Origin of the sequence: Mariniblastus fucicola (genome assembly GCF_008087665.1) — a bacterium.
GTDB classification, from domain to species: domain Bacteria; phylum Planctomycetota; class Planctomycetia; order Pirellulales; family Pirellulaceae; genus Mariniblastus; species Mariniblastus fucicola.
This window is the reverse complement of record NZ_CP042912.1, coordinates 2,229,717-2,245,996: the sequence shown is the minus strand read 5'-3', so window position 1 is coordinate 2,245,996 and position 16,280 is coordinate 2,229,717. Positions and strand designations below refer to the sequence as shown.

Genomic DNA, 16,280 nt, shown 5'->3' with positions numbered 1-16,280 from the left:
GTTTCCCCGAATTGCCACCACGCGAATCAAGGACTATCGAGCGGCAGCACAAGCCTTCCGATCAGGCTGGATCGGGAAATACCGGGCTTTTCCCAGATTCGGCTGTCCAGCGACTTCGGAGAGTTGTCTCCCAAAAGGATGTACTCTTCCCGACCGGCGGTCAGTTTCAATTCCTCGGCCGTTTCGAATCCGGCGGGTGCCGTGAGATAGTACAGGTCGCGCCACAGCCGAAATCGTTCGACTTTGAAGAACCCTTTGCGGCCGCCAATACGGAATGCCAGTGGTTGTTCGGCGTCAGGATCGCTCTGATCGGCGGCTGGATTCGGCACGTCGTTCAGGTCGACGCCGGCCTCCGGCAAGCCAGCACTTTGCTCTCGCAATTCAAACATGGCGGTACCATTGATTCGCAGCATCAAAGTTCGGTCGAAACTGGAAAACTCAATGCTGGCTCTCGGCAGTTCCGCCTCCAGCCGAGATTTATAAACCAGCGGCTTGCGAAGTTCGCTGTCCGTCGATCCGCTAAACGAAAGCAACAGCTCTTTCTCGGTCTTCGCGATATCGAAAATGAACTCGTCGTCCTGTCGCACGAATGAAATCTGGATCGCCGAATCGTTCTCGAACTCAACGTCAAGACTCAACATCAGGTCGCGCGTCGTGTTGAGCTCACGAACTGTCTGTTGATTGAAGCCATAGCTGTCTTCGACCGGAAACGCTTCGTCCCGCTTGCCCGGTTTGCGAAAGTTTCGCCAGTGCACGTACTCCAGCCAATCAACGGCCTCGACCTTTGAGCTGAACCGCAGGTCTTTTCCACCAACTTTCCAGCCCGACGATTCATCCGGCGTCTGGAATCGATGCGAATTGTCGAAAGGCGAGATCGCGTTGAACTTTGAGTCGAAAACCGAAATGCGAACTTCCTTCTGCAACGCCCACGGTTTGCGGAGAATGTTTCCGCCGGAGTACAGGTCCCCGTCGCGAATCGTGATCGTCTCACCAGGCAGCCCGACGATTCGTTTAAGGCCCGTTTCTTTGTCTGCTTTTTCGGGAAGCTTGAATCCGACGACCTGCCAACGACGCGGAAACCTTGCGAAAGGCTGTAGAGTGACCTCAGTCGAACGCTGCAGCGACGCGTCTTCGATTTTCAATCCGCCGTAGCCACAGTTCGGGCACGTCAGCTGGAAATTTTCTTTCTGCACCAGTTCCGTTTTGAAATCGAACTGGCATTCGACGCATGACGCCGCCAGATGGTCGCCGCAAACCGTCGGAGCCATCGAATCGCCTTCGATGATTGCCGGAATCGGCGGAGCGGACGACAGGTCGCAACCGGCAACGATACACAGGCCGGCTAGAATGATCGCGTTGAGTTTCTGCATGATGTTTGGGAGGACGCCAACGATCGCTTCGGTCAAAGCCGATCATGTTATCATATCGCCAATGAAATCGCCGACCCAAAGACTACTACTGCTGATTGTCGGCGTGCTGCTGATTCCAATCGTACCCTTCATTTTGCTGGGATCATGGTTCGAGCCATGGCTGGAAACGTTGCTGGCAGGAACGGCGATCGACGCGTCGCCACCGCTCGCGTTTGGCTCGGTCGTTGGCATTTTGGCGATCGACATCCTGCTTCCAATCCCCTCATCAGCGGTATGCACTTTCGCGGGAAAGCAACTTGGCGGAGCAACCGGAACGGTCGCTTGTTGGATCGGTCTGAATCTGTCAGCAGGAATCGGATACTGGATCGGCGCAGCGTACGGGCGTCCCATCGCGGTCAAGTTTAGCGACGAAGAAACACTGAAGCGGCTGGAATCCTTCGACAAACGGTCGAGCATTGTTTGTCTGGTGTTGTGCCGCTCGCTTCCAATCATTGCCGAGGCCAGCGTGTTGCTGATGGGGATGAAGAAGCTTTCGTGGACCGCGTTCTGGCCCGCAGTGCTGCTTTCGAATCTCGGGATCGCAGCAGCACTTTGCTGGTTGGGCGCGTTTTCGGCGAAAGCCAACTGGTTCCCTCTGGCGATGGGAATTTCCGTTGCTGTACCGTTGTTGTTTGTGCTGTTTTGGAAGGCAAAACGATGAACGATCAACAGCTGAACGTTCTTTCGCTGCAGCCTTGGTACGGGGGCAGTCATCGACAATTTGCAGACGGTTGGTCTGGTAGAAGCATCCATCGCTGGACGACGTTGGGGCTGCCCGATCGGAACTGGAAATGGCGGATGCGGCATGCCTCGATCGAATTCGCCAAACAGATTGGCCAACGAACTGCGAAGGGAGAGTCCTGGAATGTTGTCATTTGTACAGACATGATGAACGCGGCCGAGTTGCAATCTTTAGCGCCATCGATTCGAGAGCTTCCGCTGATCGTGTACTTTCATGAGAACCAGTTTGCCTATCCGATTCGTGGAAAACATCAGCCCGACCATCACTTCCTGTTCACCAATTTCGTTTCCGCGCTGGCTGCAAACGAAGTTTGGTTCAACTCACAATTCAATCTCGACTCGATGATCCGTGGCTTGAACTCGCAACGCGAAATGTGGCCTGACTTCTCGCCCATCGCCGAGATTGCTTCGATCAACGCCAATGCGAAAGTTGTGCCTCCGCCGATCAGTTTTCCAGACTGCGATGTTGCAACGATGATCGCGAATCGCAAGTCACGTGTGCTTGGGGGCGAACCGTTACATCTGGTTTGGGCGGCGCGTTGGGAGTACGACAAGGATCCGGCAGCGTTGTTGGAATGCCTGGAGTTATTGGCTCAGCAACGAGTTCCGTTTCGACTGAGCGTGATCGGACAGCAAGCCGATTCAGTACCGAAGGCTTTCGACACGATTCATGAAAAGTTTGCCTTGCAAATTGAAAACTGGGGCTATCAGGACAGCCGCGAATCGTACTGGTCAGTGCTGGAATCAGCCGACGTTTTCCTGTCGACGTCGGCGCATGAGTTCTTTGGCATTAGCGCCGCCGAATCGATTGCCGCCGGAGCTTGGCCTTTGCTCCCGCATCGACTGGCTTATCCGGAGTTGTTGCAGATTGCCTCCGCGCCAAATCGAAAACATGAGTTTACTTATCCGCAAACCATCAAGCAGTTGGCGTCGAAAATTCGCGAGTTACATCGAGACAGGAACTGGAATTTCGCGGCACTGGAAGAATTGGTTCGCGACACACGAGAGCGACTTGCTTTCGAATCTCGCGTTCTTCAAATGGATCAGATGCTGCTAAACTGCGTGAATGGATGAGACGCCTGAAATGACTGCGACCGCCGATGTTTCGGAAGACCACGACATTACCCAGGACATTTCGGCGTGGGCTTACTGGAGGCCGTTGGTTTTAACGTCGGCGTTCTATTGCATATTGACTTTCGTCGCTGCCGCCTTGTTGGCAATCAGGAATGGAGAATGGTTACTGTTCTTTTCCTTCTCGGCGATGTTCGCCCAGTCACAGCTTTCCGGTATTTTCGCCGCGTTAGGAACTGGCGGATATTTCACGCGGCTGGCGATTTCTCAAGGCTGTCTGGTCGTCGTTTTTCTCGGAATGCTGGGCGGATCCTTTGTTGGCTCGCAAGGCAAACCGGATCCCGACGTTGCATTTACGACTCTTGTCTTCGCGGTCGCTGCTTCGGTCATGCCACAGCTTGCGTACGGATTTTTCCGTTTTGTCCGCGACTGGAGGTTTCACAGAAAAGGAGCCGAACGAGGACCGGTGTTTAATCTGAAAGACCTGTTCGCAATCACCGCTTATGTGTCCGTCGTTGTCTCGGCGTTGAACCTGGCCGCAGTTCGATCCAGCGTTTTCGCCGGCGAAGGTGTTCTGGCCTGCATGGTCATCGCCGGCATACTCTTGATCGGCACGTTCATCTACGGGATTCCGACCTTGGCGACGACATTCAAGTTTCAGGAGGTCGACCACAGCTTTGCGATCCAAATGATCATCGTCGCGACGTTCGGATTCGTGACGCTGCTTCCTTTGATCGCGATTGGAGCCAACATGGTCGTCGGACCGCTGGCGTTTTTCCTGTGCGGTTGCTCGCTGTTTACGTGGCTGCCGCTGGTGATCATGCGGGAGCGGGGATTCGTGTTGACGAACGGAAAATCGAGTCACTCAACTGAGCAAAACCGTGCCGCAGATTTTGCTGGACAGAATCTCGATGCGTAGGCGACAACATCCGCCACGGTTGCGCTGATCAAACGCGAAACGAAAACTCACCTACGCAGCGCGACGTCGTTCTTCCATTTCGCGCTCGGCCTGCAATTCAGCCAGCTCAATTCCTGTCGTGCAGTCTTCGAATTCAGACTGACTGCGGCCGTGCTTGATCTCCCACAGACGAGCCTGTTTGCTGAATGAATAGAACGCCGCCAGCCAAGCCGTTTGCACGCCTGCTTTTCCGTCAAGGATCGCGCCTTGCAGAATGTATTCGCGGAAGAACCGAAATGCTGGTCGCACGAGAAGCTTGAAGTATGAAGTGTCGCGACCTTGCTCTTGCCACTGTTTCGCCTGCAGCGAAGTGTAGCGATGAAGTTTGTCGAAAAATTGATCGTATTCCCAAACCGAAAAGTGCAGCATGCGATTCTTCAGCTTGCCTACTTTTCCAGTTGAGATTTTGACTTCGCCGTGATCGCTGGGCCCTTCATATCGGCCTTTGTCGCGATGAAACAAACGCAAAACTTTGTCGCTGCGAGCGTCGCCGTAGCGTAGCGGGTGTCCCATAAAGTGGTTGTCGCGGTAAATCCAGTAACCATCGCAAGACGGTCCACGGCTCAGCTCCAACTGCATTTCTTCAGCCAACGCCGGCGTGATTCGTTCGTCTGCGTCGACGATTAGCACCCATTCATGCCTTGCCTGAGGGATGGCCCAGTTCTTAAAATCGCCCGAGGTTCGATACTCGCGCTCAATCAGTCGCGTTTTGTCGAACTGTCCGGCGATTTCACGCGTATAGTCTGTCGAGCCCGAGTCTGCGATGAGGATTTCATCTGCAAGATCGTAAAAGCTTTCGATGCATGCACGCAGATTCAGCTCTTCGTTTTTGCAGGGAACGAGCACAGTGAGCGGCTGTTTCATTGCAGTTTGCTGACCTGGCATTTGGACGATAGTTGACACCCGGATGATTCCGGTGCGGCGGAGATTAGGGAACGCCATATATACTGTCAACGTGTTTTGGTGTTAGATTGCTAGCGACACACCGAGACTTGTCGCATCATTTTGCCTACCGCACATCACTTCATGAAACAGATTACGGTTCCAACTCTTGCGTTCGTTGCAAAAATGCTTAGCGGCGCTACCGTTCGATGGGTCGATTGCGAACCCGATACGTGTCAGAGAGTTTACTTTGCCAATCACACCAGCCATCTCGATGCTCTCGTACTGTGGGCTTCGCTACCAAAGCGAATTCGCACGCTCACGCGGCCTGTCGCGGCAGCAGATTACTGGATCAAGGGGCCTGTGCGCCGATACATGGCTTCGGTGTTCAACGCGCTGCTGATCGACCGGAAAAAAATCAAAGTCCACAACAGCCCAGTGGACATGATGATTCGCGAAATCGGAAACCAGTATTCGCTGATTGTATTTCCCGAAGGTGGCAGGAATCTTTCCGGCGAAATGCAGACCTTTAAAAGCGGCCTTTATCACTTGGCCAGAAAGCGTCCGGATCTGGAACTCGTCCCGGTCCACATCGACAATCTCAACCGCGTGATGCCCAAAGGAGAGTTTCTGCCGGTTCCGTTGCTTAGCTGTATCTCGATCGGTGCGCCTATCTTTCTGGAGTCGCACGAGAACAAGGTGCAGTTTCTGACACGAGCCAGAGAAGCCGTGCTGAAGATGCGTCCGCCGGGAGAAGAGCAACTGATCGCGCAACATGAGCTTCAGGCCGAAGAACAGGCCTAGTCGTAGCGCAAAGGCCGCGATTGTTGTTGGCCAAACCTTTGGAATGCTCAAATCGTTTAACGGCAAGCCGCAGGCGACGGTGTCACGTGGTTTTGGCAATGAGGCACCGTCGCCTGCGGCTTGCCGTTAAACGATACAAGCAAACGTAGCATCCTCAATGATCCATGGCTACCACGTGATCATGCGAAGTACGGATTTTGGTTGCCGAACGATCCGCGTCGCCCTTGGTCTGACAACCTGAGAAATTATGAAATTGCGAAAGGCCACGTCACGACCAAACAAAAGAAGCCCGCCCATTACGAGCGGGCTTCTGAATGTCATCCCAATTTGTCTCAGCTCATCCCAATCCGTCTCAGCCGTTCTGCTTTAGCTACGCTTGCGACGCAAGAAAGCCAATCCGGCGAAAGCCAGAACAACAGATGCTGCAGGCTCTGGCACTGCCGATACCGTACGGAATCCGACGGTGTAGTTGTTGTTCAGGTCAGTCGTATTGCTCGAGAATACGCTGAAAGTCGACACAGGCTGATCGGATGCCCAGCGAAAACCAACGCTGTTAGACTCCAACTGATTGGTCTCAAGACCTGAGTAATCGATGAAGTAATCTGATCCGCTTTGTCCGGCGGTGTAGTCGCTATCGAGATCCGATGTCTGCGTCCAGGTTTCGCCAGCAGATGCCGTGATTCCGTCGCGAGAAAGACTGCCGTTCTGGAACGCTTCCGAGCCGAGGTTGGCTCCGTGGTTTACGAAAGCTTCCGCCATCGAAGATCCACCAAGCGTGAACGAAGTCGTTGTGCCTTCGCCGACCGTCCATGAGTCCGTGATTGAACTGACATGGCCGTTGGCGATTTGAACGGTCACTGTGTTGGCAGATTCGCTCAGCAATCCGCTGATATCAAAGATGCCGTTGATAGGGCCACTGCCGGAAGGCAAACCGAGGTCAGACGGAGCAACGGCGAAGTACCCCTGTCCGAATGCGCTGCTGCACGTCAGTGCAACCAATGCGACTACTGCAAGGAAGGATGTTTTGATCATTGTCTTTTTCAGTTCAAGATGAGAGTTGTTCGGTTTTCGAAAAAGCGACTTCTAAACGAACATCGAAAGTCGGGTTTACCGTTCTGTGACACAGAAACAGGTGCATTCCCTCTATTCGGCGTTTTCAACAGAAAAATTGAAGTCCATGCAGTTGGACGATCAGCTGCTTCCTGTTGTGACGGCATGATGCACAAATCAGGTAAACTTGTCTGCGCCACTGACCAATAAATGCAAGCACTCCCAGCACTGCTAGCAGCAACCAACTGTCCACAATTCTGTCGCTCGACTCGTCGCAGCTGTGAGTATGCTCGCCGTGAACGCGAGAAGATCTTGTTTATTTGGGGGTTCGGTTGGATTAAGATGGGACACCCACCTCACCACCATAAACGAGCCTTCCATGACACTTTGGAACCGATTGCAGTTGCGCTCCCGTAAAAATTTTTTGAACAGTTTTGATAAACTTGAATCGCGATCGATGCTGGCCGCAGGAATCGGCCTTCAAGCCCAGTTCTATGATTCGACGACGCTCTCAAATCCGGTCTATTCAACGGTCGAGGAACACGTTTCCGTCAACTGGGGATTTGGTTCGCCAAACTCCTCAATTCCTGACGACGGTTTTGCCGTTCGCTGGTCTGGCCAGGTCGAATCTCGTTTCACGGAAACACATGACTTGATCGTCAACGCCGACGATGGCGTCCGACTCTGGGTCAACGGCGAACTTTTGATTGACCAACTTGAAAGCGGTTCGCTGGCCGATGAAAGGGCTTCGATCGAACTGATCGCCGGGCGTCGCTACGACATTCAGTTGGAGTACGTGGACGTCGCTGGAGAAGCGTTTGTCGATCTGGAGTGGGAGAGCCCAAGCCAATCGCGTGAGATCATTCCGCAAGGTCAGCTCTTTCCTTCACAGCGCGGCCAGATCAGCTTCGACCGGTGGAACGGGATTGCAGGAAGCGACGTTTCCGATTTGACTTCGTTGGCGGAATTTCCCAATTCGCCAAACCTGACTTCTTTCATCGGCGACTTTGAGGAAACGGATTCGAGCCTGACGGACTACGGGCGGAGAATCTACGGATACGTGCATCCATCGGAAACCGGGCCCTACACTTTCTTTGTCTCAGCAGATGAATCGGCAGAGTTATGGCTGTCGAACACGAACTCTGAGTCAGAAAAACTCCTGATCGCGTCGGTCGATTCGGCGACTGGAATTCGTGAGTGGGATGCGTCGCCAACTCAGCGATCGGCTGTTGTCTATTTGAATGCCGGCCAGGAATATTTCATCGAAGCATTGCATAAAGAATCCGGTGGCGATGATCATCTGTCCGTCGGCTGGATCAAGCCCGGCAGCGATACGATCGAAGTGATCGACGCGGGAGATCTTTCTCCGCAAGTCGCCGAAGTCGCAATCTTTTCGGACACGCCGAACGTGGCAGAGGGCTCTGCGTCACCCGCCAAATTCACGATCACGCGTTCTGGTCCGACAGCAAACTCACTGCGAGTCTATTTGCAAACGTTCGGCGACGCAGTTGAAGGCTCGGATTTCGAGAGCCCCGGCGACTCCATTGACATCCCAGCTGGACAAAGCTCGGTGACGCTCGAAATCAACGCGATTTCAGACAGCGAAACCGAAGGCAGCGAATCGTTGAACGTCGAACTGCAGGCCGGCCCGGAATACACCGTCGGTTTCAAAAGCCAGCGGATTGCGTACGGGAACTTGCAGGATGACGTTTCGGCTCCGGCGGGCGGAACGAGTCTGTGGAACGGCCAAACGCTGGGCGATTTCACGAGCTTTGGCGGAACTTTCACATCGGAAACGGACGCTACTTTCGGAAACGTTATCCAAGCCGACATTGCAGGGCAGTTGGCCAACGCGTGGAATGCTCAACTCAAGCAATCGATCAACGGCCCGGTCAACGAAGGCGATATTCTATGGGTCGAGTTTTACGCTCGATCGCTGGCCGGACCTGGCGAGATTTCGGCGATCTTCGAAAAAACGTCGTCTCCATACACGAAGTCCTTGTCGCAGGGCATCGCGCTAACCGATGAGTGGGAGCGAATCCAGATCCCGTTTTACGCGGCCGAATCTTACGCCGCGGGAGAGGCCAGTTTTGGCTTCCATTTGGGTCACAAATCTCAAGTCTTGCGATTCGCTCAGTTCAGCGTGCTCAACTACGGCCCGCCTCAGTTGATTTCGCCGGAAAACTCGTTCTACCTGAACAACATCGGTGGCAACTGGGGAACGTCGCAAACCGCTTCGGTCACGGGGCAGGATTTCTCAACCGCGTTCGAGGTTACGACTTCGACGGTCCCGGACATGAACTGGAAAATTCAGACGGTCGACATCAACGACGCCGCAGTGATTGACGGCGACACGATGCGTTTTGAGTTCTGGATTCGAGCCACCGCAGGCGCGGACCCGGCAGCCAGTTTTGCTGTTCAGCGAACCGATACCTACGCGACGCTGTTCTCGGACGCGATCTCACCGGATGGCAGTTGGCAATTTTTCTCGCATGAGTTGACCGTTGGAGAAGATTTTTCGCCCGGTGGCTTGCAAGCCGTTTTCAACGTGGGCCATTCTTTGCAGACGATCCAAATTGGAGGATTCCGATGGTCGAATCTCAGCAACGCGGTCAATCTTGAAGACCTCCCAAGTCGTTTCCCTTCTGCGTCTTACGAAGGCCGCGATGGTCTTGATCCGTGGCGCGATGCAGCCGATCAACGCATCGAAGACGAACGCAAGTCAACCGTCACGATCACGGTCAATGATATCAATGGCCAACCGGTCGACGGCGCCGTCGTCAGCCTGCGGCAGAACCAGCACGAATTCCTGTTTGGCAGCGCCATCAATGCTTACGGAGGCAAACTGGATCCAAACGGAAACGCGACGGCGTTGAAGTACCAGAACGAGATCAAACGCCTGTTTAACGCCGCGGTGATGGAGAACTCAAACAAGTGGCCTGGCTATTTGCAGGACCCTGCGCGAGCCCGACAGGGCGTCGACTTTGCGATCGACAACGACATCTATTTGAGAGGCCACAATCTGATTTGGCCCAGCCGGCAATTCATGCCCGACAGCGTCTGGTCGGAGTACGATGCTCGCGTTGTCGACGATGGTGAGACATCGGCCAACGCATGGCTGACGACGACCATTGAAGACCATTTCGATACGGTGCTGACAGATTTCGACGGCGACATTCGGGAATGGGATGTGGTTAACGAACCGTGGTCCAACCACGACGTGATGGATATCGTTGGCGACAACGTGATCGTTGACTGGTATCAGCAAGTTCGCGACTTTGATCCGGACATCAAACTGGCACTCAATGACTTTGGCATTTTCGCTGGCAACGGTTCCGGAACCGAACATCGCGACGTGTTCGAATACTGGCTTGGTCTGTTGGCTGATCAGAATTTGCTGGACGTGATTGGCGAACAGAGCCATTATTCGGACGCCAATCTGACAGACATCACGGTCTTTGCCGATCTGCTGGACGAGTACCATTCGGAGTTCGATGTTCCGATCGCGATCACGGAGTTCGACGTTAATTCAACCAACGAGCAGCTTCAGGCCGACTATTTGCGCGACTATATGACGATGGCGTTCAGCCAGTCTTCGGTGACCGAGTTTCTCCACTGGGGATTCTGGGAAAGTTCTCATTGGCTTCCCGACGCTGCTTTATATCGCTCAGATTTCTCGATCAAGCCCAACGGTCAGGCCTATGAAGACCTCGTGTTCGGCGATTGGTGGACGGACGTTCAGGGGTCGACACGCAATGGCGCAATGTCGGTCGACGCGTTCCGAGGCAACTACGATGTGCTGGTGCAATACGATGGTGAAACGTATTCGGCGACAGTCACCGTCGACGCGACCGGCAACTCCAGCGTTGTGATCGACTTGCCAGTCGAAGCTTTGAACTACGCTCCGATTTTGTCGACGCAAAACGATTCACTCTCTGGCAATGTCGCCGATGAGATGACGAATACCGGAACATGGTTCGAGCCCGACCATCAAACGCTTGGTTTGACTGCATCGATCGGCAACGTCACGCTCAACGATGACGGAACATGGAGCTGGACTTACACGCCGTCTCAAGTCCACACCTCAGACACGGTGACGATCACGGGAACGGATTCCGCCGGCGCTGCTTCAGAAACAACGTTTGCGATCAACGCAGTCGCCAACGTCCGTTCTCGCGGCGTGAGCTACGGCGAGTCAAGCTTTGGCGAAGAAACACTGGCCAGCGACAAAGTCCCGCTGCTTCCAGGTGAAACCGCAACGTTTGCAAACTACACGAGTTTCGAACACGGCATTAATCGAGTCGTCGTTGAGTTCGCGGGGCTTGAATCGTCCCTGAATGTAGACGATTTTGAATTCCGAGTCGGCAACAATGACGACGTCGCATCCTGGGAATTGTTGAGCAGCACCAGCAGCATTCCGCTACCGACCGTTTCGACGTCGCCGGGCGAGATCGAGGGAGTCGACCAGATTTTGCTCTCGTGGCCCGACAACGCAATCGAGAACACGTGGCTTCAGGTTGTGCTGCTGGCCAACTCAACGACAGGGCTCTCGGCACCGGACGTTTTCTACTTCGGAAATGCGATCGGTGACACAGGCGACTCAGATTCCAACGCTCGGGTCAACGCAAACGATGTCTCCTTGGTCCGAAACAACCTTTCCGGATTCTTCACTGTTGGAATTGAAAATCGTTACGACATGAACCGCGACGGTCGCGTCAATGCGAGCGACGTCAGCATCGTGCGAAACAACCTTTCCGGCTTCTTCGGTTTGAATCTGATTACGGCTCCGATCAACAATGGCGGAGCCGGCTTGCAAAAGCTCCCCGACAATAAACCGGCACTTAGGGACGATCAGTTGCCGACGATCGACACCGCTTTCAGCCTGCTCAAGTCACGTGACGACGACCGTGACAAAGTCTGTTTTGCGTCCGATTTTTCACTGAAGCACGATTTTGTTGCGTCGGATTCTTCACTGAAGTACGATTTCGCGCGGCAGCTTTTTGACTTCGACGGCGAAAAACGTCGCAAAAAGAAATAGTCTGTTCGGACAACCCGGCTCAATCCCGAATTTGTTAGCTATGATTGACAGATCTTTACTCACGAATTCGATACTTGATGGGCCCCAACGTGAAATTTGCACCTTCGTTTTTTGCCACCAAACCAGCTGGACGCTTTCTAATCGCCGCCGCAATCGTGTTCTCGATCGCGATGCAGGCGAACGCACAGGACTCCGACACACCGGAAGATCCACAGCCAGGAATTCACTCCGGCCTTCTGTCGTCGCTGAAGTTCCGTAACCTCGGTCCGGCATTCATGTCAGGACGCATCGGCGACATCGTCGTGGACCCGACCGATCGCAGCACGTGGTACATCGCGGCCTGTAGCGGCGGGGTTTGGAAGACGACCAACGCCGGAGTCACCTGGAAACCGATCTTTGACGGATACGGCAGCTATTCGATTGGTTGCCTGGCGATTGATCCCAACGACCAATTTACAATCTGGGTCGGAACCGGAGAGAACAATTCGCAGCGCAGCGTTGGCTATGGTGACGGGCTGTACAAATCAACAGACGGCGGAGCTTCTTTCAAAAAAGTCGGGCTCGACAACAGTGAGCACATTGGAAAAATCGTCGTCCATCCTGACGATTCGAACACCGTGTACGTCGCGGCTCAAGGACCACTTTGGAGCGAAGGCGGCGATCGCGGACTGTACAAAACGACCGACGGCGGAAAGTCATGGAAGAAGATTCTCGACATCTCGCCCAACACAGGCGTCAATGAAGTCCACCTCGATCCGTCAAATCCGGACATCATCTATGCAAGTTCGTACCAGCGTCGTCGTCATACCTGGGTTTTGATCGACGGTGGTCCGGAATCCGGCATCCACAAGTCAACCGACGGTGGAGCGACATGGAAACAGATCAATCGGGGATTGCCTGGCGGCGACAAAGGTCGTATCGGGATGGCGATCTCTCCGATCAACCCAGAAGTCATCTACGCGATCGTCGAAGCGACGGGAAGTTCAAGTGGCTTTTATCGTTCAGCCAACCGCGGTGAATCGTGGTCGCGAATGAGCGGCGAAGTCAGCGGCAGCCCGCAGTACTACCAGGAATTGGTCGCATGTCCGCACAAGTTCGATCGCGTTTACTCGCTCGACACGTACAACAAAGTCACCGAAGACGGCGGCAAGACGTTTAGCCGTTTGGGCGAGTCTAACAAGCACGTGGATAACCATGCGATGGTGATTGATCCTGCCGATCCGGATCACTTGCTGATCGGCTGTGACGGTGGATTGTACGAAACGTGGGATCGCGGAAAAACTTACGATTTTAAAGCCAACTTGCCGCTGACTCAGTTTTACAAAGTTGCTGTCTCAAACGAAAAACCGTTTTACTACGTTTACGGCGGAACGCAGGACAACGCTACGCAAGGCGGACCTTCGCAAACGCTCAGCAACAACGGCATCACCAACAGCGACTGGTTCGTGACCGTGTTTGGCGATGGCTTTGACCCAGCAGTCGACCCGGAAGACCCGGATACGATTTACTCGCAGTGGCAATACGGTGGACTGGTTCGATTCAATCGCAAAACAGGTCAGCGCATCGACATCAAACCTCAACCGGAAGCCGACGGAGAAGCCCTTCGTTGGAACTGGGATTCGGCGTTGCTGATTTCTCCACACAACAGCAAACGCATCTATTACGGTTCGCAGATTCTGTTTCAGTCTGACGATCGCGGCGACAACTGGAAAGCCATCAGTCCTGACCTGTCGCGCGACCTTGATCGCAACAAGCTGAAAGTCATGGGCCGCGTGTGGAGCGTCGATGCTGTCGCCAAGAACATGTCAACATCGATGTACGGAACGATCGTCAGCGTGAGCGAGTCTCCTCTGGTCAGCGGATTGATTTACGTCGGCACCGACGACGGAATGGTTCAGGTGACCGAAGACGGAGGCGACGAGTGGACTGCAATTAGCAAGTTCGGTTCGCTGGATGTTCCCGAGTTTGGATACATTAACGATATCGAAGCCAGCCTGCATGACGAAGACACCGTGTTCGTTGCGATCAACAATCACAAACGAGGCGACTTCAAACCCTACATCGTTCGCAGCGAAGACCGCGGTGATACCTGGGAAGACATCACGGCCAACCTGCCAGAACGAGGCAGCGTCTACACGCTCAAGCAGGATCACGTGAACCCTGACATTTTGTTTTGCGGCACCGAATTCGGTTGCTATGTGACACTCAATGGCGGCGAAAAGTGGATCAAGCTCGGTAGTGGTCTGCCAACGGTCGCGATTCGCGACATTGAAATCCAGGCAGAAGAAAACGCACTTGTGTTGGCTTCGTTCGGTCGCGGATTCTACGTGCTGGATAACTACGACACGCTGCGTCACATCGATGAAGAGCTTTTGAAGAAGAACACGATCTTGCCGATCAAGACCGGACGAATTTTCGAGCGTCGCAGTCCGTTGGCGATGGGCGGAAAAGCATTCCAGGGTGCGGCTTTCTATACGGCCAGCAATCCATCGTACGGAGTCAAATTCACTTACCATTTGACCGATTCACTCAAAACTCTGAAGCAAAAACGAATTGCGAAAGAACGTGGGCTGAAGTCGAAAAATGCGGACGTGCCCTACCCTTCCTGGGATGAACTCAAAGCCGAAGATCGCGAGGTCGCTCCGAAGGTCACGCTGACCATCCGTGACGCAGACGGCACACTTGTGAATCGAGTCAACGGTTCGACGTCCAAGGGACTTCACGTTGCAACGTGGAACATGAACTGGGGGAATGACGGCTTGGGCCGAGCTCCGATCGCATTGCCCGGGAAGTACACGGTTGAGATTTCTCAAACCGTCGACGGCGAAACCAAAATGCTTGTCGATCCGACTGAGTTCGAAATTGCTCCTCTGGAGATCGATGGCGTTGAAGAACCCGATCGCGAAGAGTCAATGGCTTTCGCAAACGAAGCTCGTCGGGTCTATGCTGTGATCCGGGCAGCAACGACGGTTGCGCGAGAAACCAGCGATGAGCTTGCGTCGATGCGTTCAATGGTCGAAGCGTCTCGAACGGCTGACCAATCGTTGGTCAACGATATCCGCGACCTGGAAACCAAACTCAAGGACCTGACGGAAGCTTTCAATGGCGATCCGACTCGGTCGAAACGCAATGAGTCAGCTTTGCCTGGCCTCGTCAGTCGCCTCAACACGGCGATGTTTGGATCGATGGGCAGCGAAGGCGTGACCGGCACACATCGTCGTCAACTGGAGATCGCGGTCGAGAAGTACAAGGAGATCGAATCCGACTTCCGCAAGATCGTCGAAAAGGACGTTCCGAAAATGCGAAAGACTCTCGACAAGGCCGGTGTTACGTGGACCAGCGGTCGAAAAATTCCGTCGCTGGACTAGGGCCTGCCCGGTTTCCAGCCAACGGCAACGTCGGAATCAAGCGGACGAAACACGGCCACAATGACCGATCGTTGCATTCGGGTGCGCACAGTGACATACTCCTGAATTGAACGTTTCAAGTCAGGAGTTATGTCATGTTAGCCAATCCAGTGGGCTGGTTCGAAATTTACGTTGATGATCTGGATCGAGCCACCAGGTTCTACGAATCTGTTTTGGCCACCACGCTGCAGAACCTGGATTCCCCCGGCGGCGAAATCCGGATGATGGCATTTCCGATGGACCCGGACCGAAAAGGAGCATCCGGGGCGATCGTGAAAGTCGAAGGCGTAAGCTCTGGCGGCAACAGCGTGTTGGTGTACTTCAGTTGCGAAGACTGCGCCGTCGAAGAAAGCCGAGTCGAATCCGCCGGTGGAAAGATTCACAAATCGAAGTTCTCCATCGGCCCGTACGGTTTCATCACCCTCGCGGTCGACTCCGAAGGAAACATGTTCGGCTTGCATTCGCAGCGCTGAACGCGAACAGGTCGCAATCCCGTAAAGAGCAATTGGAAACGGCGATCCAGAATGGTTTACTGGGCTGCTGCGCCGGCTCGACTTTGAAATGTTCGTCTCGCAAGGCAGCTTCTGCTTCAAAACAGCTAAGCAGCATAACTTGGCGAACCCATTTTCGCTTGCAAACGAATTCTCTTCGGTTTATTTGAAAACTGTCTTGACCCAAAATTTCGATTTCCCTAATCTCCCCCTGTCACTGATCGGAAACGGTTAGTGACAAAAAACATTTCTGCTTTTTTTCAGCATGGATGCTGATAGAGCAGCCAATGGGATGGGAGGTTGAGGCACGGAAGCCGAGACCTTGCAACCGACCAATCGCTCTCGGATAACTGAGGTGTTCTTGCCCCCCTGGAACCCAAAGTTACCGAGGGTGTTTTTTTATGCGCGGACCGAACGAACGGTGGCTTA

10 protein-coding genes are annotated in these 16,280 nt (G+C 53.9%); 7 read left to right on the top strand and 3 right to left on the bottom strand.

Annotation, left to right across the window (positions count from 1 at the left end; all coding sequences use genetic code 11):
- Positions 1 to 26 precede the first annotated feature (26 nt).
- Entirely contained in the window at positions 27 to 1,370 is a 1,344-nt protein-coding gene (locus MFFC18_RS08220) for a S26 family signal peptidase (protein WP_084417287.1), read from the bottom strand.
- Between the two features lie 61 nt (positions 1,371 to 1,431).
- Here MFFC18_RS08220 and MFFC18_RS08215 point away from each other — a divergent pair, with 61 nt between their 5' ends.
- From MFFC18_RS08215 to MFFC18_RS08205, 3 genes are read left to right on the top strand one after another with little or no spacing between them, the layout of a single operon-like run.
- Complete coding sequence (locus tag MFFC18_RS08215; protein ID WP_075085534.1) at positions 1,432 to 2,070, top strand: TVP38/TMEM64 family protein; 639 nt, start codon at positions 1,432 to 1,434, stop codon at positions 2,068 to 2,070.
- A complete protein-coding gene (locus MFFC18_RS08210) occupies positions 2,067 to 3,224 on the top strand; it encodes a tRNA-queuosine alpha-mannosyltransferase domain-containing protein (RefSeq protein ID WP_148618711.1) in 1,158 nt (385 codons plus the stop codon). The genes MFFC18_RS08215 and MFFC18_RS08210 overlap by 4 nt, the downstream gene beginning before the upstream one ends.
- 10 nt (positions 3,225 to 3,234) lie before the next feature.
- A complete protein-coding gene (locus MFFC18_RS08205; protein WP_148618710.1) occupies positions 3,235 to 4,140 on the top strand; it encodes a hypothetical protein in 906 nt (301 codons plus the stop codon).
- A gap of 51 nt (positions 4,141 to 4,191) precedes the next feature.
- On the opposite strand, the gene MFFC18_RS08200 is transcribed toward MFFC18_RS08205, so the two are convergent.
- Positions 4,192 to 5,043 carry a glycosyltransferase family 2 protein gene (locus MFFC18_RS08200; RefSeq protein ID WP_075085531.1) on the bottom strand — a complete coding sequence of 284 codons (852 nt, stop codon included), beginning with the start codon at positions 5,041 to 5,043 and terminating at the stop codon, positions 4,192 to 4,194.
- 162 nt (positions 5,044 to 5,205) lie between these two features.
- Between MFFC18_RS08200 and MFFC18_RS08195 the strand changes: the two genes are divergently transcribed.
- On the top strand, positions 5,206 to 5,865 hold the full coding sequence (locus MFFC18_RS08195; RefSeq protein WP_075085530.1) for a lysophospholipid acyltransferase family protein: 660 nt from the start codon (positions 5,206 to 5,208) through the stop codon (positions 5,863 to 5,865).
- A 366-nt stretch (positions 5,866 to 6,231) separates the two neighbouring features.
- Here MFFC18_RS08195 and MFFC18_RS08190 read toward each other — a convergent pair whose 3' ends face one another.
- Positions 6,232 to 6,897, bottom strand: a complete 666-nt coding sequence (locus MFFC18_RS08190; RefSeq protein WP_075085529.1) for a hypothetical protein — start codon at positions 6,895 to 6,897, stop codon at positions 6,232 to 6,234.
- Positions 6,898 to 7,339: 442 nt separating this feature from the next.
- Here MFFC18_RS08190 and MFFC18_RS08185 point away from each other — a divergent pair, with 442 nt between their 5' ends.
- The 3 genes from MFFC18_RS08185 to MFFC18_RS08175 all read left to right on the top strand — a co-directional run bounded on the left by MFFC18_RS08185 (position 7,340) and on the right by MFFC18_RS08175 (position 15,833).
- On the top strand, positions 7,340 to 11,953 hold the full coding sequence (locus MFFC18_RS08185) for an endo-1,4-beta-xylanase (protein ID WP_075085527.1): 4,614 nt from the start codon (positions 7,340 to 7,342) through the stop codon (positions 11,951 to 11,953).
- Between the two features lie 89 nt (positions 11,954 to 12,042).
- A complete protein-coding gene (locus tag MFFC18_RS08180) occupies positions 12,043 to 15,321 on the top strand; it encodes a VPS10 domain-containing protein (protein WP_157665201.1) in 3,279 nt (1,092 codons plus the stop codon).
- Between the two features lie 134 nt (positions 15,322 to 15,455).
- Positions 15,456 to 15,833 carry a VOC family protein gene (locus MFFC18_RS08175; protein ID WP_075085525.1) on the top strand — a complete coding sequence of 126 codons (378 nt, stop codon included), beginning with the start codon at positions 15,456 to 15,458 and terminating at the stop codon, positions 15,831 to 15,833.
- Positions 15,834 to 16,280: the final 447 nt, after the last annotated feature.